The sequence below is a fragment of the Larkinella sp. C7 genome (assembly GCF_006149005.1).
Lineage (GTDB): Bacteria > Bacteroidota > Bacteroidia > Cytophagales > Spirosomataceae > Larkinella.
Genome location: NZ_VBSL01000033.1, coordinates 1 through 19,787 on the forward strand (window position 1 = coordinate 1; position 19,787 = coordinate 19,787).

Below are 19,787 nucleotides of genomic sequence, written 5' to 3' on the forward strand. Positions count from 1 at the left end.
TGTTATTGATATTACCGAGTAATACAAGTAATACGGTATTGTTTATGTTATAGAAGTTCCTCAGTAAGCCGGGTATAGTCTTCAGCTCCGTTCGACTTCGGATCATACCGGAAGATGTCTAAACCCTGCGTAGGTGCTTCAGCGAGTGCCACGTTGTCCCGAATCTTGGTAGTGAATACCCGCCCCTTAAAATGGGTTTCAATTGCTTCAGCTACGTTCCTGTTCAGGATCTTTCGACTATCGTACTGAGTCAGGAATACGCCCCCGACGGTAAGCCCCTGGTTCAATCGCTTCTGAATCTTTTCGACTACCTCAATTAGTTTTGCGAGTCCCTGCGTGGCCAGGAATTGAGCCTGTACAGGTATCAGCACCTGGTCGGCTGCGGTCAGGGCGTTCAGGGTCAGTAACCCCAGGGAGGGCGGGCAATCGATCAGAATAAAGTCGTAGTTGCTGCGGGCGGGTTGTAGTAGTTCTTTCAGAATGTACTCCCGTCCGGTTTCTCCGCTGAGTTCGATTTCCGCCCCTGACAGATCCAGCGTAGAGGGAATGACAGACAATCTATTTGCTACCTCAACAACGGCCAGCGGATAAACGCCCCGGATCATTCCGTAGATGTTCGGGCGCGGGCCCTCGGGAGCAATCCCCAGACTTTGCGTTAGATTCGCCTGCGGGTCAAGATCGACCAGTAGAACCCGTTTCCCCATCCGGGCAAGTCCGGCCCCCAGGTTTATCGTACTGGTTGTTTTGGCTACCCCGCCCTTGTGGTTTGCAACGGCCAATATTTTTCCTGTTATCATGCGTGCTGATATTATTGAGATTTCCGGGCAATACCGGCTTATTGGGTAACGGTCTGTTCTCTGTGTTCCGGGTATTACTCGGTAACTACAGTAATACGGTGTTCTTTGCTCATCCGTTTAGGCAGGCAAAAAGCTACTACCGAACGGTGCTGAGGACTAACCCCAGTAGCCAAATACGCTAATTCGTTGGCATACAGCTTGTTAGCTAACTTCATTAGCCTTTTTACCGGCTGGTCGTTTGTAATTTCTTACCGAATTGGTAATAAAATCTCGCACCGCGTCAGACATGGATATTTCACGGTCCTTACACATTGCCAAAAATGCGGTCTTCGATTTCTTACTGAGTCGGATTACTAACGCGCTGTCTTCCATAGTAGTTATGTTGATTTCTTTGTACCCTTAAATATACCTAATTGTATAGACATTTGCAATACATGTGATGTATATACGGATGCTATACATACACATAACATATCTTGAACGGTCGTTTAACATTTGTTATATTTGGGCTTTTTGCATACCTTTGAGGGGTACAATCAGCACTACCGCAGCAATCACTTTTACCGTCATGGCAAAGAAACTAACCTCCGCAACCTCGACCGATCAAAAGAAGTACGTAGCCTACTACCGGGTTTCGACCAAAGGGCAAGGTGATTCAGGACTCGGGTTAGACGGGCAACGGGCGGCTGTCCGTGGTTTCGTTCGGGACTCACCAATCATTACCGAGTTTACGGAAGTAGAAAGCGGAAAGAAGAACCAGCGGGAGCAATTGATACTGGCTATTGCTGCGGCCAAAAAGAACGACGCGGTTTTGATCATTGCGAAGCTCGACCGATTAAGCCGGAATGCGGGCTTTATTTTCACGCTGAGGGATTCGGGTGTTAACTTCCTGTGCGTTGATATGCCGGATGCAAATACGCTTACAATCGGCATCTTTGCGACGTTGGCCCAACACGAACGGGAATTGATCAGTAGCCGGACCAAATCGGCATTGGCCGTAAAGCAACAACAGGGTACGGTGCTAGGTAAGCCCGAGAACCTGACCAGTGAAGCCCAGGCTAAAGGGGTTGCATCGATCAAGCGGAAAGCAGCGAACAACCAGAACAACCGGCGGGCGTCAGCAATGGTAGCCCACCTGCGGAGCCAGGGAAAGACTTACGCTGACATTGCCGAACAACTCAACAGTGACGGGTTTGTAACCTCAACCGGGAAAGAGTTTCACGCTATGCAGGTGCAGCGGCTCCACAAACGGGCGTCGGTTCAGCAGAACTAAAATCCTGCTGAACCTGGTGCAATACTTCCGGTCGAGTGTGTAGAGGCAACTGACGCAGAGTGAATGCGGTAATCGCGCAACAGACCCTTTTTTGCTGGCCACGAAACGAAGTGACCACCCGAATCTGACCGTCTCTGATGATGTGGTTAACCAGCAGGACTGAACCTGAATGATCAGATCCTACGACCCGTAGGCGCTGTTCCATGCTGCCGGTATGAAGGCTCCCCGTCGTAAAGTGAGCAGCAGGATCATTGAACACGCTTTCAAGTTGCTGCGGGTAGTATGGACGCCCGTTGGCGTGGTTGTCCATCATGTGCTTGAGATTCCCGGAATCCCATTGAAAAGGAAGTATGATAGCCATAGTAAAAATGGTTTAAGGTGTTTATAATAAATAGTTGGAAATCAGGAAAAGCGGAGTTTTTGGGGTCGATTTTCTCAACTATTTTTTCGGCTAGCCCCGGGCGGGGTCTGCCTGTGGCTACTGCCATCACCCATACATATACACCCACCCACACCAAAAAGAAAACCCCCGACCGTTGAGGTCGGGGGTCAAAGTTCTGTTTCACCGGGGGGATGGCGATTAAAGCTTACCGATACGGTACAGCCTTGACTAATCGAAGCCCGTTAAGTTCGGGTACTTCAATTACATTGTTAGCGGGGATGGTCCCCCGGCTAATCCAGTTCGATACCTTGCTGGTGTCTGCGATGCCAAATCGCTTGGCGTATTCGGCGATTGTGACCCACTCCCCGAGATCGTAGGCGATCCCGTTTAGGTCAAGAGTCCGCTTGGTTTCCACCATTGACGCGTCCATTGCGTCGAGCAACTCCTGGGTTGATGTTTTTTCCTTAATCATTTTTAGATGGAATAAGTGTTGGATTTGTTTTTTTGCTGCTATGGTTGTTCAATCTTTCACCTCACTTATGCGGGGGCATTTCGCCCCACACCGTTAGCCGTCTTCGAGTTGTGACAATAGGGCGATACGCTGCCCTAATCTGTCGAGGAGTTGGTTTGTTTCCTCTTCGGTGAGCTTTCCCTCGTTTTCGCGGAGGTGCCGTTTTATCAGCTCAATTTCGGCGCGGGTTTTCTTAATGATACCTTGAAGCATAAATAGCGGTTATTAAATTGAACACTTAAAGATACGTAATGTAACGTTACATTACAAGCAATCACTAATGTTTATTTACGTTTAACCTTCCGGGTGAGCGTAAAAAAAAGGGCCGCATCTGAAACGCGACCCTTTGCAGCAATACACCCATTAACTATTGATCCAACCCGGTAGGCTCATTCCAGCCCTCGAAATAGCCCAGCAAGTTTACTGCCAACCCCTGTGCTGATTCTTTCTCGGTGTCGTACTTTGCGCTGCATGCGTGAATCTCAATCAGCGAAGTACAGGACTGGTAAAAGTCGTTGTATTTGTCTAAGCAGTATTCGACCTCGATTTCTTTGATTTCCCGGTTTACCTCGATTTCATTCAAAACCGATTCCGGTATTTCTTCCGTGGGGACAATTACCGCTGTGCCGTCGGTGTCGGTGGCCAGGTAGCCCCGCTGGATGTTCCCGAAGAACTTAGCGAACCCTTCCCGCTTTGTGGCCTTGATCCGGGCGTATTGGGAGACTACCGCCATAAGGTCGGCGTACTGCTCAATCGTCGGCGGCAGGCTGTAAACGGTGTTGCGGGCAAAGTGGTAACGGATGTCTTCTATTGGGTCGTAAACTTCCCCCTCGTCGGCATCCTGGTAAAACTCCTCTTCGTACTTCTGAAAGTTTCCGGCCGCAAAATCGGTGCATACCTCGTGAAGGCTTTTAAGTTGCTTAAAAAGGTTCTGACCCTGCAAGCTGGCTTTGATTAACCCCATATAGGTAACACTGTCCAACGGGCGGTCTTTCTCCCATCCGTAAGACTGCGTTTCAGCAATGGTCCGCATCTGGTCGGCTTCCTCTTCAAGTTCTCCGATCAATTTCAAGTTAATGTAGCTCATGGGTGTAATGGGTGTTTGATTGATTAAAAACCTAGTTCCTTTAATACGTCGGCTCCGGAATAATTGCGCTCCTTTTCAATATAGAGCTTGGCCAGGTTAATCGCTTTCCGGATGTCGGCCAGCATCACGGATGTCTCGACCCTTTTGTATTTGGCAATGCACTCGCTACCAACAAATACGGACCAGTGATGAAAGTAGTCTGTTTCGGTTTTAATCACCTTCCCGGCTCGTGGGGGGACATAGTGGTAAACCTCCCGATCAGGAACGGCAGGTTGTACCCTTAGCCGGTGTTTTTTGTCTGACTGACTATCTTTCAGAATGTTATACGTTTCGGTGGCCACGTTCAATTCAACGTTTATCTCGATAGCAGATCCCAGGTGCTCAATTACCTTTTTGGTCGGCAGGTCGGACACTACCGGCGTCTCTTCTATAAGGGCTGGTGTCGTTGGCTCCGGGTCCGGCGTTTCGCCATTCCCCCGAGAAAGAAAGTTTCTTATCATGGGTGCTTGTTTGGTTTTACTTGTCCCTAAATCCTAATTCATACAATACGTCCGACGCGGGGAGTGCTTCGGCCCGGTCGCTGTCGATTCGGGCTTTTGCTGACAACACATGGCTTTCTACCCATGCTTTTAGCCCTCTGTTGCTGGTTTCGCCCTCAGCAAAGGGCTTGCCGTTTATCTCAACCGTTAACCGGGTGGTCCCGTAGGTTCCTATCCTTGCCTTAATCACAATTACCGACGCATAGTGTGTTACAAATAGCTTCATAACCTGTTCGTGTTTATTCGCCATTTACCGGGCCTGTCAATCGCTGCCCTTTTGCGCTGTACTTCTTTCGTTTCGCTTCCAACTGGTCCGGGCTGAAGTAGATAAAAACCGGGCCTGACAACCCCCGCCCCGTCACCATATACTTGTCTTTCCCGGTTATGGGTGGCACCTTAATTTCCTTCTTTTTGTCCAGTGAAGGGCGGGTTAGACGCCCGTTATACTTGTCTGCTTTATCCATCATTCCCATACCCTTAAAATACGAATAAATCACTGAATATCAAAGGGTAATGATAACTAATAATCCGTTTTTCGGGCAGTGGCAGCGGAGGTGTCGAACGGCGTAAACGGCCCGGTAGCGGGTAAATAGAAGTCCATGAATAGCAGGCTGAACGTATGCCAATACACGTCGGGTGCTTTCTCTGCGGGTTCCTCTTCGTCATCCTCTACTATTTCGGGAATCTCGGTAATCAATTCGTAACCGATCAGACAATGCCGGTTATGGAAATGGCTTTTCTTCGCTAGGTTGTACTGAATTTCCAGTAGGGCAAATTTCGGCATATACCGGCGGTGAGGGTTGCGGCTGTAATTCGGGTCTTCGCCGTCGGTGCTTACCTCGATTAGCGTCAGGTAAACCGGCCCCAGGTTCGCGTAAATTACCAGATCCACGTAATTAGGCAGCATCCGCCAGATTGCCTTAATAGCGAAGTCTTTGGCGCGTCGGTTGCTGTAGATCACCGTCAGGGTAAGAATTGACAGGATGACCCCCAGGGCGAAGAATCCGCCTGTGTAGCCTATGGTTTCCATGATCCGGTAAGAGGTGCCACTATGAACGACAGTGCCAGGATCAGCACAAAAACGACGTAGAACAGGGCAAGTACTTTGTTGTCGTTACGCTCCGCCCAACGGCAGGCCCGTAGTAAGGTTTGGTGTGATTTCATGGCTTTTGATTTGTCCGCAGAAGCGGGGAAAATGAGATATTGAACGCGGTAACTCGCTGGAAACGCACTTTTTGCTCAGGATGGGTAGAAAGAACCCGGTAGAATATTACCGGGCCTTTGCTGCGTCGAAAGTCAAAAACTAACCTCTCATTGTGTCATTCCGTGGCCTTTGGTTTGGCCGTGGGGTAGCGATTGAATGCCGGGCTGTTTACGATGTCATAGACAATGCTTATAATTCCAAGTTCCTCGCAAAGCTGGAGGTTAGATTGATTTTTCTTGCGCTCGAAACTCTGAACACTATACCCGTAATCGTTGGCCAGCCGGGCGTAAATCGCCTTAAATATGTCTTCGTGCGCTTCCCCGGTGATAGCATGGCGTCGTTGTACTGCGTAGTTGATTTTATCCCGCAGCGTCATAGACGGAATGGCGGCTTTGCCAGGGTACAACCCGAGCTTCCGCAGTGCGGCCTGTTGCTCGATCTTGACCAGTTCGCTGACCGTCCCCGACGTGGCCAGCGTTTGCCGGTAGAGGTCCGCCATACCCTGTGCCTGCTGCAATAGCCCCTGTGCAAACTTTACCATCAGATCAAACATATTCGGCCCCTGGTCCCTTTCCGTCTCCGGCTGTTGCTGAGGTTCCTCGACCGCTTCCCCGGATGGGGGGGCAATGGGGTCCGGGCTTTTCGGATCTTCCTGCAAAACCTCGTTCTCTGAATTATTGCCATTTTGGGCAAATAATCCGGGTTCTGAAGTCTCATCCGCTGAGGGGGTAACATCGGCCGGCAAGGGGTACACAGTTTGTGTAGCCCCATCGAAAAGAGACGATTGTACGGGCTTTTGATCCGTCGGTAGATCATTAGTCGGCTCGGTAGGTTCCGGCTCAACAGGTGCTACGTTTACCGGCTGCAATCCGATGAAATCCGACAATTTGCCTTTGGTTGATAACCGCTGTTTCGCCAAGTCTTTACGGTACCGGGTCAGGTATGCGCTTACGATCCGGCCCCGGCCCTTTGTTTCGGTGTCCGCTATGGCTATAGCCGCATCAATACTGACAACGTATCCGGGTGTGGGTTTCTTCCGGGTGTCGTCAGGTTTGGTGTACTCTACGTAGCTTTTCCCGGCAGTAAGCCCGAGTTTTGCAATCCGGTAAGCGAACCACTGTTTTAACGGCGTCTTCCCTTCGGTGTTCCAAAGGTTAAACAGCCCTTCAGCTTCAACAGCCGCCCGCCCCTCAATCTGCATTACCCCGATAGGCCCGGTTAATCTGACCGCTATGGGCTTTTTAGGCTCCGGTGACACAATCGGTAATTCTTCCGGCGCGGGTGTCTCTACGGGCGCGTTTTCGGCTTCCGTCGGGGCGTCGGCGGTAAGGGCTTCGGAAAGTTCGCGTTTGATTGGTCCGGCTTTGGTTTCCGGGACCGTCGCCAGGATCGACAGGGCAACCGGGACCGAAACCACGTACTGAGTGTGACGGTCCTGAATAAACGTTTGAAAGTCCTTCCCTTCGGTGAGGTTTAACTTTTGAACGCGGGGCGTGATCCAGCCCGGAAAGTGACGGGCGGCAAAACCCATTTGCTCATACATTGGGCGAAGTAAAACGCTGGTCTGGTTGTTGGAACGCTGGATATAATTAGGGGTATTCATCGCTGAATGGTGTTTTGAAGTGAAGAAAGTAGAGGGGTAAGGAGGTGGTATGAAGTACCCACCCCCTTTGTTATAACTTTGTTATTACACGGCTGCGTAGTAGAACTTGCCGTTGGCCAGGTCTTCAGCAAATTGGTCGATTTCCGAAGTAAGGGCGTTGAGGGCTTTTTCGGCTGCGGTAGGCGGTAGTGCATGCGGGCCAAACACCAGTTCAGCCAGGGCGTCTTGTTGCTCCAGAATGGCGGCAACCTGATTGTAAGCAAGATTACTCACCTTTACCTCCTTCCGTGGCTGGTGTTGCCGGTTCGTAAAGATCCCGTAGCCGTTTGATTTCGGCTTCCTGCTGCGCAATAAAATCTGTAGACTGCTGCATCAGTAGGACAAACTCATCCAGCTTCCCAATGTATTTATTGCTATCGGCAAGCTCCTTTTGAAGCGCGGCAATCTTCGTTTTTTTTGAGTACTCACTAACCGCCTTTTCTGCCTGAACATCAGAAACCGCTAACGTCATCCGAGAAAGAAACTCAACCAGCGAAGTAAACAGGTAGTGGCTCGATGGAATGTCGCCCGCGCTGTTGTCCACATTAATAACCCAGGCAGAATACCAAGCGGCAATATTTTCAGTAGCCTGCGCCAAACTATCAGGATCAGAAACAAGGTCGAAAAGCATACCGTCGGACTGAATCACTGTTTGGCTTGCAAAAACGGTCTTAGCGATGTCAAAGAACCGGATTTTGTCGGAGTTGATTTGAACGTCCGGTAGCGGCTGCGGATTCGTCACCGAGTCAAGTAACTGCATCACCGCGTCATAAATGGCGTTGATTCGCGCATTATCCTCTTCGTTGCGGGAGTTGTCCGTAAATCCGTCCCGCATCGCTTCAAAGTCGTAGCGGAGTTGTTGGGTCAATTCAGGGGTTGCAAATTGGGCCGTGAAGTAGTCCGGCAGCGTGAAGGTTGATTGAACGGTCGGATTAATGACCGATGAATCATTTTTTGGGCTTTGGGTTGTAGTTTCCCCTTTCCCCGAGTACATTTGTCCCGTTGACATTTTGATGATAAGTTAAAGTGTTTGACTTGTGACCCCTCCACCGGCTTTCCTAGGGCATCTGTGGAGGGGTTTACTGTTTTTGGGGCTTCATACGGTCCAGCGGGCAACCTCCTCGGTACTATACCGCCTTTTCTGAATATTCCCGATTGTTAATCTTGAAACAAATATAACTACCTGAATTGATAAATGCAAGACAAATAAACAACAATGTATTACAAAATAATGCAATTATTCATCATATGTAAAACGGGTACGTTCACTTTGCGGACTTTACCTGACTCATCCGTTGATCGTACTCCCGCTTAATTTCAATCTCTTTCTCTCTTTCCAGTAGATTAACAGCCCTTTCTACGGCTTCGGCCCCGCTTTCGTTGAAAAAGGTAGCCAGCTTTTCAATTAGTCCGATAGTATCGGGGGGTAGCCGGTAGGTCTTTGATACCTTAGTTTGCTTTGCCATTCTTTTGTAATATTATGTATTACAAATATAAGACATTGTTAGTCATAACAAAACCCCTCGCGTGACTGACTCAAAAAACTCAACGCTGCGGTAACTTCTTACCGCTTTTACGGCATCGATCGGTAACAATTTACCGTACCCTGGCTTAGATCAGGTCGAACCCAGGTAGTAGCCCCTCGCGCGCGCCCGCGTGTGTGAGACTGAAAAAACTCAACGTTTCCGGGCCTTGCCCTTTTTACCGGGCAAGAAATGGTTAATTGTAACCCCGGCGTACATTTCAATGCATGGCACTCATAACCGTTAAATAACCGTTATTTCTCGCTTTGGGGGGGGGCAATAGAACAGACTACCTTGCGGCAGCGGGCCGAATAGTTGTTATACTAACTATTGTATCTACATTAAATTAACCCATTGCCGGAAACGTCCTATTAAGCAAAATGCCCTCACGCTGTTTTTACGCTGTTCTTTACGGAATATCCACGGAATATTTATACTGATTTTTCGGGTTTCTCATATTATCCTCATATTATTTTAATTCAACGCCCCGGAATAATCGTATCTTGTCTGATATTATGTTAACCAAAAACTGATACTATTTTGATGCGGGCAACTATCGCGGGTATCTGGCTCAATCACCCCAACCGGTTCATACAATCCGTTTGCGGCAAGGCTCTCGAACTGGTCAAAGATGCTATACAAATAGAATCCCCGGAAATGTTTGTAGATAGGCTTGAAGACTGGATAGGAGAACACTATCAGAGGTTCCCGAAATGCAACCCCGGATCAGTCGTTATCCTCTACCGGAAGTTCAGCACCGGCCCCGAAATTCGGATATACCGGGACCGTGGAAAGTCACTTATTGAGGTGATGCGGATTGCGGTCGGTGATGATTGTGAAGAAAACGCCCATATTTGGCCTACGTTGAACGATAGCCAAGAGTTGATACAATGGTTAACTTTGATTAGATCGTGCCGTGACGTTGAGGAAAAGCAGGTAAAACAGGGTTTACCGGGCAAAAGATACCCGCCGATAATTGAGATTGACGGGAATAGTGCCGTTTCGTTGTTTGCGCGGGCCTTTGGTGCGGATTGCTGAGGTAGCTACCGTTTGCGAAATACGGCGTTTCAAATTGCAACGCTGCGGGGTAGATTGATTATCATTACGAACAAATCAACACCTCGACCAATGAAAGCCCTTGCTGTTGCCCTAGCCTTTCTTCTGGCTCAAACCACCTACGCCCAAAGTGACCAAGCCCCGGTAAAGAAAGCAAATGTAATCTTTCTGAACACCTCGCTACCGGATGAAGAGTTGTACAAAAAGGTCGGTGCCTACCTGCTGAGTGCCGGGTATAGTCTCGACCGATCAGACGCCACCCTCCGCAGCATCACCACGGCAAAACGGAAATGCCCCGGCGCAAACTGTCAGTATGTGATTTACGCATCGACCAACGAAGGGAAAATTAGACTATCGGGCGGCTTTCTGGTTCCGGGTATCGACTCGGATCTTGGAGCTATTGAGAACCGGGGACAAAAAACGTCGCCGTTTATGGTTTCCTTTAACGCCCTCAACAAGGTAGCCTTAGATTTGCAATCAGATACCGGTGGACAGCTACAATACGGGATTCAGTAGAAAAGAAAAAAGACCGTAAAACGGCCCCCTTCTCCAACTAACCCATAACTAACCCTTTCATTACCTACCCTGATTATTACCTGCGTCGATTAAAATAGCTAGGAGTTTCGCCCTCATTAGCATCAAAATAGTTAGTGATTGCCGCCACCAGTTCACTACCTCGGGCGGAAAACTCACCAGATACCTGTACAGACTGCTTTCCGCCAACAGATCCCCCCAGTTCGCTTTTTAGCTTACTCAGCGGGGCAACTACTTCCGGATCGACATTGGCGCGGGGGTTATCGCCGATCATTGCCATTGTTGGCCCAAACGCCAACCCCCCTTTGGCCAGGGCGGGAGCGCTATTGCCGATCTTTGCGGCCCCGGCCTTTGCGACCGTACCGAGTGCAATCAGGGCAACCCCGGCAGCAATAGCCCCAACCCCTCCCAGGCTTTTAAACGATGCCTTAATTGCTTCTGACGCAATACCGATCCCGATAGCGAGTTTGCCCAACTGAATTGCCATGCCACCGATTACGCCTAACAACATTTGCGGCAACGCCTGAATACCGGCCGATTTGGTAAGCATCTGTCCGAGCATTTCCCCAACCCCTTCAAATGCCGATTGCATACCCTGCTTTAGTATCTCACTAACCCCTGTGCTGAAGTCTTCCCAGGACTGCAACGCTGCGGCCCGCTGACCTTCCGGAAGTCTCATCAGATCCCCGGCCATTTTCTGATATTTTGCAACGGCGTCTTTGGTTCCTGCCAGCATCGTTGTTAGACGCCCCTCGATTTCCGGCCAGGATATACCCCCGGCTAAACGGGCTGTTACCGAGTTCATCGACGCGGCAATCGATGCGTGAACATCCGAAAACATCCGCCCTACGTCGCTTTTCCGGGCATTAAACGCCCGTTCCATCGGAGTAAGCCACCCCTTAGAAATAGCTTCCCAATACCGTTGGGCTGCTGATTTTACCGGGCCAATATCGGTGCTACTGGGTAGGTCGGTTTTCTCATTGATACCTAATTGGTCCTGAATCCAACCTTTTTGCATCTTCATAAAGGTCAGCGACGGGTCAATCTTGCCGGGATTCTTCGCTTCAAACTCTTTAATCAGGTCATCGACCGCTTTCAGGTCTTTCCGCATCCGTTCCGCCCAGGTGTCAGCTTCTTTACCCTTGCCTTTTCCTCCGCTACCGCCCCCGGTCTTGAGGATCTTATCATCCCGGTTGCCCCCGAAGTTAAGCCCGTCAAACAGGCTTTTAACCTTGCCGGTTGCGTCTGGAACGTCGTATTTGAGTTTCTTTAAATAATCGTCAATCGTTTTTGATGCCTTGTCGAACGGGTCGGCCAGGCTATTCGCGCCAATTGCCCGAAGACCCTTTGAAATCAGCTTATTCATACCGTTCAAACCTAGCGCAACATACGACAGTATCAGGTTCCAGGAGTTCTTCAGGATGTTTAGAAAACTCTCCCATAACGCCCCCCAGTCACCTTGCAACAGATTTGCAAACACCCCGAAGATTGAAACGACAATTCCCAGTACGCTTTTTACGATGGTCTTCAGCTTGTCCCAGGCTCCCGAATTGACCAGCGCGGCTTTGACTTTATCCCAGTGCATAACAATAGCAGCCACCGCCAGCGCAATAGCCGCCACAACCAACCCGATAGGGCTAAATACGGCAGCAAAACCAGCCCCGATAGCGGGCAAGATCGTACTGGTCAGAAAGCCCAGGCCCGCCAATAGCGGAGGTACAACAATAGCCAACCCCCCAAGAACGGCAATCACCCGTTGCACATTCGGCGACAGGGTTTGAAAGCGTTCGGCCATACTGGTAATAATGCCCGACAAACGATCCATTAGCCCCGTCAGGCCCAATACTTTATCGATGGAGCCGAATACATCAGCCATTGCCTTATTAGCGGCCGTACCCATGTTTTCAAGCGCGTTCTTCCAACCTCCTGACGCGCGGGGCAATTTCTCCAAGCCCTTCAACATCGTCTCCATCACCTGTTTGGAGGTGATACCCATTTTGCGGAGGTCTTCAGCGCGGGACGTTCCAAACGCTTCTTTCAGGATGGGTACGGTTTTACTTGCGGCTTCGGTGATAATATTCAGGTCTTCGCCTAACGGAAATTCAGTATTTGACATCTGCTGAATCCCATGTAACACCCGGTCGAACGCTTCTTTGCCCTTCCCCTCTACCGCGAGTGAATTGCCGAATTGCTTCATAATCTCAGAAGACTTTTCGGCCGCGCCCTGAATCCCGTAAATGCTCTCTAAAACCGTTCGAAGTTTAATATCACCCTCTACCGCCCCCTCGAAACTCAGACCCGGCATTTTGGCTATTTCGTTGAGGTGAGCCAGCCGCGCTTGTAGCGTGTCTGCGTTCTTCTCCAGCGTGGCCAGACCCCGCGCCATTGAATCCGATTGCCCGAAGGCGTCGGACATCTTTTTAACCAGAAAGCCCAACGGTGCGGAAAGCGATACCGACAGGGTTTGCCCGGCTTTTTCAGCGCGGGCGGCAAACTGCTCTAACTTTGATTGCGCTTTCTCTAAGTTGCTCGACCAGTTGCCTAGTTTGGCTTCTAACTCAACGCTTAATGTTTGTGTAGACAAGTTTTTACCCGGTATTACCGGCCCCCGTGTGTTTTTAAGAAAATGTCAATGAATTGATCACCCGTGACTGCAATCTCTTTTTGCTTATCCCCATACCCAGGATCACCCGGTAGCGGTAGCAGCTTTTCCGGCGACGGTGCTTTTTTACCCGCAACCGACATCAGCACTACGGCAGACTGAAACCGGGCAATCCGCCACAACTCACAAATTCTGTCGTTATAGCCGTCATAGTGTCGCCAGTACTCCCAGGGCGTCAGGTCGTAGAAAAGCTGAGGGGTAAGCTGAAACTTGCCGTATGCCGTCGATTCAACTTCCGCCCAAGACTTTTGCCAACCGTCGGACGCGGGCCTGGCGTTTGCTACTTTCCCGGCTTTGCTCCTTTGCCTGCTGGTTGCTCTACCGCTGCGGCCGCATCCGTACCCATTGCATTTGCAAAAGCGTCCATCACCTGCCCCACAACCGGCGAACCGATCATACCACCTGTGTTGTCGATCCATCGGCTGATTGTCATTTCACTGGGGCGGCTGGTGTCTTCCTTCCCGGCTTCTACCGCGCCGTACTGTGCAGCGGGTCCGATCATGTCGAACATCGCTGTAAACGGGTCTTTCTTTAGCAGCGAGTCGGCCACCGCCTGCATGCCTGACAGGTCGGTATTCCACGTCTTGCAGATTTCCCGCATAGTCCACATACCGAATTTGAGAGGTATTACGGAGCCGTCTTCAAGTTTAATTTCTGTATATCCTGCGTGCTTGTTCATGGGTGTAGTCAGTTATCGGTGGGGTTGACTTTGGCTGTTGCGTAAGGGAAGATGTCGGCAGGATCAACCCCCTGCGGAGGTCCGGCGAAGTTCGCGCCTGGTAAGAGGTCATGCACCTGCTTTAGTGTGTGGCTGTGCCAGTTGGCCAGTGCCTTACCTACATTGTCCAGTGCCGGACCTAAAAGGGCTTGCAGGCTGCGGGTTTGTTCAGAAATGAGTTTGCCCGCTTCAGCAACCTGATTGCTTACTCCGGGGGGAATTAATGTTTTCATTGTTAGTTAGTTATGTAGTTGCGAACCCTAATTTACCGCCCTTCAAAATAACTTTTGTACCGTTTGATTAATGGCTATCAGGAAGTTAGGTTATTTTTTACCCTCAATTAACCCGTTTGATTGATAGGTCGCTTCACCGCCCGGATTTACCAAATTTACCGACTGGAATAATAGCATTGCCCCCGTTTGTGAAATGGCTATCAGGAAGTTACGTGATTATTCGCGGCCCAAATCCCCGTTTACTACATGGCTCGGGAGGGCAACAAAAAAGCCCCGCAAAGGTGGGGGGCTTGATAAATGGAGTTGATAAGAATAGAAATCTGATAGATTTTCTCTATAATGTCAGGTTTTGTCAGGTTCGCGCCTGGGGGATTGTTAGCATTTGTTAGCATTTCGGCGTAGCTGCTGAGGTGGGAGTCTGGATAATTCCCCCTGAAATGTTGACAATTGTTAACATCGCCGGGTTTCGTTGCAATTTGCAACACTGCGGAAATGTCAAGTTTTGTCAAGTCTATACCCCGGAAAGGTCAACAATAGTCAACACCCCCCCCCATCGGTTTTGTAAAAATGTTAGGTTTTGTTAGGTTCCTGCCCCCTGAAATCTCATCATTCCTCATCATTCGCGTTGGAAATGTCTACGAATGTCAGCACCGTTCTACCGTGGCACCCCTCAGAATGTAAACATTTGTAAACATCCGCCCGGTGAAATGTCAATATTTGTCACTATTTGCCCCTGAAAAGTGAGGTTTTGTGAGGTTCTACCAAAACGGGAATTTCCGTTCTGCCTTCCAACATCTCAGGTTTTCTCAGGTTCTCCCGCTTCGGGGGGTTGCTATACGTGCGTAATGACTAGGAAAAAACCTTTATTTCGACCCCCTCGCGTGACTGACTCCGGAAACTCAATGGTTAGGGTTAAACCCGGCTTCTCTGCCTTGCGCGTGACTGACTGACAAAACTCAATAAAGTAAGTAAATATCAGTGACCTATCGCGCCCGCGCGTTATGGACACGGAAAACTCAATAGATGGGTTTTATAGTGTCCGATATGTCCGCTTCGCGCGTTTTACCGGGTGGAAAAACTCTTCAGACGCGCGCCCGTGTTATGGACTCCAAAAACTCAACGCGCGTTTTATAGTGTCGGATGTGTGGGATTTCTGCCCTTTTTTTATGGGTAAGAAAACTCTTCAGCTACGCGCCTGCGCGTTCGGGTGGGGAAACTCTTCAGGTGTTCCGCCTGGTCGATTCACGTCCTTTTTTATCGGGTACAAAAACTCTTCAAATCGGCAACCCTCGCGCCCGCGTAGGGGGAACAAAACTCTTCGCCTGCGTGTATTGACCCCCATAAAACCTTTCCCCTCACCTGCGGGCGTTGTGACCGTGAAAAAACCTTCCGCTTCACCTGCGCGTGTATGACCCCAAAAAAACCTTCATTCGCTTCGTGTGCGTTTTTTATCGGGGGACAAAACTCTTTAGGGCGTCATACGTGCGTATTTGACTCCCGGAAAACCTTCGGCATAGGCTCAATGGGTATTGGTATGCCGTTCGCGGCGTTTCGGCAGCACTTCGCACGCCCGGCGTTGATGGTGAAACTTGATTTTTAGCCCGGAATCGAACATATGAAAGGAGGGTGTACCCCCCTAGGAATTTTGCACGAGTACGCACAATACTAGGCAAACGGTCGTATCTGATAGACTGCCAGGAATATTACCCGCCCCTATTGCGCTACAGATGCCGCATTCTTTGCGCCTGACGAACGATCTAATCAAAGTTGACTATTGATATATCTTTAACCGTTCGTGTCTCTACGGGGCTAAAATGTGGATTAAACCATTCCGCTGCTGCGGGCCTGCGTAATGACCCAAGAAAAATCTTCCTGACGCCTGCGTTGTGACTGGGAAAAAACCTTCCCGGCGTTGGGATTCCTTACGCTGCCCTTTTTACGGGTAAGAGATACTACCCGCTGCACTCAGGTACGTAACTGGAAACGTATTTCTAATCTCAGTACGTAGGTAGAAATATATTTCCGGTCCTCAGCGCGGGCGTATGCCGTTTGTACCTGGTACATAATCCGGGCTGTTGATTTGTAGTTTATACAAAGCGTTGCGCGTTTCAAACGTGGGACGTTCCCGGCATCGTGCGGGTGTTCGGGAATAAAAACTCTTCAGGGGTAGTCGGCACCTCTGCGGGAAAGTGAGGTTTTGTCAGGTTCGCGCCTGGTGTGTGACTAACTCCAATAAACTTGCCGGGCTTTTCCGTCCGTTGGGAGTGGACGCTATTCAGTAGCAGAGCTGGCCACGTTCGGCGTGGGCCTTGTTGGTTGGTTCTGCCTTACCGTTTGTCAGTGCTGATCCGTTACCCCCCTACCCGGTCCTTTCTTCTTTGACTAGCAAAAATAGCGTTGTCACTGGTAACGGCATTTTGTTTTTACCTTTTCCGTTTTTCGGTATCGGGTGTTGACAAACACCCTTTCTTGACTAGCAAAGTTAGTTCAACTTAATAGTTAACTTAATATACTATATGGTGTAAACGGCTACAGTTGGCGGAAATCAGCCGACACAGTTTGCGGATAAAGGACAACTGTAGAGACACTACGGAAAGAGATACCGGGCTACTGAATGAAAATACCCCCTCTACAGTTGGCGGAAATCATCAAACTGTAGAGGGGTCAAAATGGCAGTTCCTCCAAGTGCTTAACGGCTGCTTTGATGTACGGTGACATTATCGGTAGCTCCCAGTCATCCCCAGGGGTAAGGAGGAATTTGATAGGATTTGATACCTCCTTCAAAGATTGTCCGATTAGTGGGGATTGATCAATGAAAGTAGATTTAAAGCCTGCCAGTGTGTTTATGAAGTCAGCTATAAACATTTGTGCAGCAATGTCTACAACCCCGTAACTACACTCCCGCTCATCCATCAATTCAATCAGAGCGTTTGAGACGTTAAGCCAAACCGATTGTGTGCTGTCTCTCGGAAGGGCTAGCTTTACGGGTGTTCCGGTACCGGTAGCTTTTATATGTCGGTTGCAATCAGCTTTGGTCTTGTAATATACCTGTCTGAATGAGTGTATGAACTTAGCCGTTATAACGTGCTCCTTTGGCTCTGAGTCGGTAGAGGTGGTTGCATTCGCTTTCTCGCTCCGGTAGTGGATGTAGTTGTAGACATCATCAAACTCGTTTGACTTTTTCGTTATAAGGTTCCCTTTGTCCCGGTATATTTCCCTCAGCGTATCGGGATAGGTAAGCCGCAGGAAGTCAACGCTGTAGTGCAATACCCGAGGGAAACCCATGTTTCGGGAACGGATCACCCCTAGCCCGGTGAAGTAGGCCAGTATTTTATCAAACCGGGTCTTTCCTATCCCGTACTCGTTTGCAAAGTCTTCTTTGGAGTGATAGTAAAATCCTTCGGACTCTGGATTTTTTACGTAGCAGTTGAAAGATTCGTACATGAGACGTTCAAACAAAATAGCCCCGTCGCACTTGATTGACTCCCTGTCTAACTGGTAGTCCTGGAACATGATTATGTTGCCACTGAGAACCTTGTAAATCGGTGGCTTTTTCTCTATCTTTACGCTGTCACTCATGCGGTTGCGCGGTTAAAAAGTCGTTGAAATCCTTGTGCTGAGGGTAGTACTTTGGCGAGTAGTCTACAGCGTAGGGAATGGAAGAAAGAACACAGGAAGCGGCCTTTTTGCCGCTTTCATCGTTATCGAGAAACAGGTTAACGGTCCGGTATCGCTGAAGCGTTAAAATCAATTCATCATTAACGAATGACAGGGAGTTCAATACAATCACATCATTGATAAATCGGCGGTCTTTGCCTTTGAGCAATACCAGTGCCGACAGGAAGCTGATAAACCCTTCAAAAACGTTTACTGATTGCCGATCTTCGCCCGGAATGGTGGTGATACCCTTCGGGCTGGTTCCGCCCTTAAACTGCGGGTTTCGCAGCTCATATCCCCCCTGGTCGTTTCTGAACCCGATAGCGTAGAAATGGCGAAGCCCCCGACTAAGCCGGTCGTCGCTGGTGTAGGTGCATTCAACGGCATAGATCCGGGCAAGATCGATCGGTATTCTACGAACGTCGGTAAGGTAGGTAATAAGCGGCTTTTTGTTGATCTCAGCTACTTTGAGTATCCGGTTTTGTCGACTGTTGGCGGCAGGCTGTTCAGTAGGTCGGTTCGGTAGTCGGTCAATGCCGGGCGTTTCTTTGTCCAGTACTTTCAACGCCCCCGAAAAGTCAACATTGTAGAGCTTCATTACCAGATCCGTAATGTTGCCCCCTTGCTTGCCTGCCCCGCCGTAATCACTCCAGACGTTCTTTTCGATGTTTACCTTAAACGACGCGCTTCTTTCCTCCCGGAATGGGGAATAGAACCATTTATCGGAATCGGTGCTTTTTGCCGTGTCCTGTGTGGCCCCGATCCTGCGTAGAAAGTCAGCTATCGGAATCCTCTTCGCCTGGTTGCTGTTCATCGGTGGTAGGTGTTGCCATTAGGTCATCAAATATTTTCATCTGCTGACGGCCGCTAGGTTTGTGCATTGCCTTTGCCTGTTTCCGTCGGTACTCCGTCAGCAATACCAGTCTATCACCCTTATAGAATATCTGCGGATTCATAAAGTAGACGTTGAAAGCCGGACCCCTTGCAATAAACTCCTTTTTCAGTAGCTCCGTAAGCCCTGCCAGGATTGCCGCTTTTGACTTGTACCCGGTCAGTTCTTTTGCTTCGTCCAGATCCACTATGATTTTATCGCTGTAGTCGGCAATGTGGAGGATGTAAGCAAAAACGCTTTGTGCTGACTTGGACAACTCGAACAGGATGTTCATTTGGTTAATGAATATCTTAACGAATTGCTCTGTGTCTACCTCCTTCCTGACCCCGATAAAATAGGCGTCATCTAGTTCACCTGTAACCCGGTTTACGATAGCCTTATCCTTTGGATTCGATACTGCTACCAACTTCTTTCGGGTATTGATCACCATTGACTCGACAAATGGATTGTCTTTGTGAGTCGGGTACGACTTTAAACTGATCTCATACTTTTCAGCCATAACAAGCAGGTTAAAAATGATACTGCCAAATTAAACTAATAATTCAATCTTTTTAAACTTTCAGGACAGTTTTACCATCACTTTTTTAACCTGATATGTTAGACTATTAACCTCAGAAGTTAAGTTATTGGCACTTTTGAGGGTGTAACTATCTGACTATCAGCACTAGGATTATCTTAATCTTAACACGCGCACGCGGGCGCGAGGGATAATGCCGGTTAGAGCCAGGTCTTTTTTTGCTGGTCAAGGAGAAAAGTACGCCCTTACTTCGCCTTTTTGGGGGCGGGTTTGATGGGTCCGTTAACCTCTTCGTATTCGGCAATATGCTTTGATATCGCCATTGCAAGAACATCTTTGATTAACAGCCGGTCCCAGTAGGCAATGGAGCGAAGTTTCTCTAGATCGCTTTCGTTGACAATGAAGGTTGCCCGCGTTTCGGCATCGGTGGCCAGGGCGGGCGCGGCTGGCGTTTCCGCTGCGGGTTTGTCTTCCTGTTTCGGGCTGTCACCCAATAACGCCCCGAGTCCTCCGGTAAAGTTCTTTTTTGCCACGTTCGTAAAGTGTTTTTCGGCCATACG

The 19,787-nt window shown here is 49.3% G+C and carries 22 protein-coding genes; 3 read left to right on the forward strand and 19 right to left on the reverse strand.

Annotated features, from left to right (window positions below):
- Positions 1-47: 47 nt before the first annotated feature.
- Entirely contained in the window at positions 48-797 is a 750-nt protein-coding gene (locus FH871_RS31195; RefSeq protein WP_138995242.1) for a ParA family protein, read from the reverse strand.
- 568 nt (positions 798-1,365) lie between these two features.
- On the opposite strand from FH871_RS31195, the gene FH871_RS31200 reads away from it, so the two are divergent.
- Positions 1,366-2,070 carry a recombinase family protein gene (locus FH871_RS31200; protein ID WP_138995243.1) on the forward strand — a complete coding sequence of 235 codons (705 nt, stop codon included), beginning with the start codon at positions 1,366-1,368 and terminating at the stop codon, positions 2,068-2,070.
- A 587-nt stretch (positions 2,071-2,657) separates the two neighbouring features.
- Here the strand turns inward: FH871_RS31200 and FH871_RS31210 are convergent.
- The 11 genes from FH871_RS31210 to FH871_RS31255 form a co-directional block, all read right to left on the reverse strand.
- Positions 2,658-2,924 carry a hypothetical protein gene (locus FH871_RS31210; RefSeq protein ID WP_138995245.1) on the reverse strand — a complete coding sequence of 89 codons (267 nt, stop codon included), beginning with the start codon at positions 2,922-2,924 and terminating at the stop codon, positions 2,658-2,660.
- Between the two features lie 93 nt (positions 2,925-3,017).
- Complete coding sequence (locus FH871_RS33355) at positions 3,018-3,176, reverse strand: hypothetical protein (protein ID WP_171063020.1); 159 nt, start codon at positions 3,174-3,176, stop codon at positions 3,018-3,020.
- Between the two features lie 154 nt (positions 3,177-3,330).
- Complete coding sequence (locus FH871_RS31215) at positions 3,331-4,050, reverse strand: hypothetical protein (RefSeq protein ID WP_138995246.1); 720 nt, start codon at positions 4,048-4,050, stop codon at positions 3,331-3,333.
- 23 nt (positions 4,051-4,073) lie between these two features.
- Positions 4,074-4,550 (reverse strand): hypothetical protein, encoded by a 477-nt coding sequence (locus tag FH871_RS31220; protein WP_138995247.1) that lies wholly within the window; start codon positions 4,548-4,550, stop codon positions 4,074-4,076.
- A 16-nt stretch (positions 4,551-4,566) separates the two neighbouring features.
- Entirely contained in the window at positions 4,567-4,815 is a 249-nt protein-coding gene (locus tag FH871_RS31225; protein ID WP_138995248.1) for a hypothetical protein, read from the reverse strand.
- A 13-nt stretch (positions 4,816-4,828) separates the two neighbouring features.
- A complete protein-coding gene (locus FH871_RS31230; RefSeq protein ID WP_138995249.1) occupies positions 4,829-5,056 on the reverse strand; it encodes a hypothetical protein in 228 nt (75 codons plus the stop codon).
- Positions 5,057-5,109: 53 nt separating this feature from the next.
- The gene (locus FH871_RS31235) at positions 5,110-5,619 is read right to left on the reverse strand and encodes a hypothetical protein (protein WP_138995250.1); all 510 of its coding nucleotides are present in this window, start codon (positions 5,617-5,619) and stop codon (positions 5,110-5,112) included.
- Between the two features lie 289 nt (positions 5,620-5,908).
- Positions 5,909-7,396 carry a hypothetical protein gene (locus FH871_RS31240; protein WP_138995251.1) on the reverse strand — a complete coding sequence of 496 codons (1,488 nt, stop codon included), beginning with the start codon at positions 7,394-7,396 and terminating at the stop codon, positions 5,909-5,911.
- A gap of 84 nt (positions 7,397-7,480) precedes the next feature.
- Complete coding sequence (locus FH871_RS31245; RefSeq protein WP_138995252.1) at positions 7,481-7,669, reverse strand: hypothetical protein; 189 nt, start codon at positions 7,667-7,669, stop codon at positions 7,481-7,483.
- Entirely contained in the window at positions 7,662-8,444 is a 783-nt protein-coding gene (locus tag FH871_RS31250) for a hypothetical protein (protein ID WP_138995253.1), read from the reverse strand. The genes FH871_RS31245 and FH871_RS31250 overlap by 8 nt, the downstream gene beginning before the upstream one ends.
- A gap of 256 nt (positions 8,445-8,700) precedes the next feature.
- Entirely contained in the window at positions 8,701-8,901 is a 201-nt protein-coding gene (locus FH871_RS31255; RefSeq protein ID WP_138995254.1) for a hypothetical protein, read from the reverse strand.
- A gap of 597 nt (positions 8,902-9,498) precedes the next feature.
- On the opposite strand from FH871_RS31255, the gene FH871_RS31260 reads away from it, so the two are divergent.
- Together FH871_RS31260 and FH871_RS31265 are read left to right on the forward strand one after the other, a co-directional pair.
- On the forward strand, positions 9,499-9,996 hold the full coding sequence (locus FH871_RS31260; RefSeq protein ID WP_138995255.1) for a hypothetical protein: 498 nt from the start codon (positions 9,499-9,501) through the stop codon (positions 9,994-9,996).
- Between the two features lie 90 nt (positions 9,997-10,086).
- Complete coding sequence (locus FH871_RS31265) at positions 10,087-10,530, forward strand: hypothetical protein (protein WP_138995256.1); 444 nt, start codon at positions 10,087-10,089, stop codon at positions 10,528-10,530.
- A 76-nt stretch (positions 10,531-10,606) separates the two neighbouring features.
- Here FH871_RS31265 and FH871_RS31270 read toward each other — a convergent pair whose 3' ends face one another.
- From FH871_RS31270 to FH871_RS31300, 7 genes are all read right to left on the reverse strand, one after another.
- Complete coding sequence (locus FH871_RS31270; RefSeq protein ID WP_138995257.1) at positions 10,607-13,132, reverse strand: tape measure protein; 2,526 nt, start codon at positions 13,130-13,132, stop codon at positions 10,607-10,609.
- A gap of 358 nt (positions 13,133-13,490) precedes the next feature.
- Positions 13,491-13,889 (reverse strand): hypothetical protein, encoded by a 399-nt coding sequence (locus FH871_RS31275; protein WP_138995258.1) that lies wholly within the window; start codon positions 13,887-13,889, stop codon positions 13,491-13,493.
- A gap of 8 nt (positions 13,890-13,897) precedes the next feature.
- The gene (locus tag FH871_RS31280; protein WP_138995259.1) at positions 13,898-14,161 is read right to left on the reverse strand and encodes a hypothetical protein; all 264 of its coding nucleotides are present in this window, start codon (positions 14,159-14,161) and stop codon (positions 13,898-13,900) included.
- A 2,664-nt stretch (positions 14,162-16,825) separates the two neighbouring features.
- A complete protein-coding gene (locus tag FH871_RS31285) occupies positions 16,826-17,740 on the reverse strand; it encodes a hypothetical protein (protein ID WP_138995260.1) in 915 nt (304 codons plus the stop codon).
- On the reverse strand, positions 17,733-18,632 hold the full coding sequence (locus tag FH871_RS31290) for a toprim domain-containing protein (protein WP_138995261.1): 900 nt from the start codon (positions 18,630-18,632) through the stop codon (positions 17,733-17,735). Before FH871_RS31290 ends, FH871_RS31285 begins: the two co-directional genes overlap by 8 nt.
- Positions 18,595-19,209, reverse strand: coding sequence for a replication/maintenance protein RepL (locus FH871_RS31295; protein WP_138995262.1), 615 nt, complete (start codon positions 19,207-19,209; stop codon positions 18,595-18,597). The genes FH871_RS31290 and FH871_RS31295 overlap by 38 nt, the downstream gene beginning before the upstream one ends.
- Positions 19,210-19,472: 263 nt before the next feature.
- Positions 19,473-19,787: hypothetical protein (locus tag FH871_RS31300; RefSeq protein WP_212768294.1), on the reverse strand; the 315-nt coding region annotated here is incomplete at its 5' end.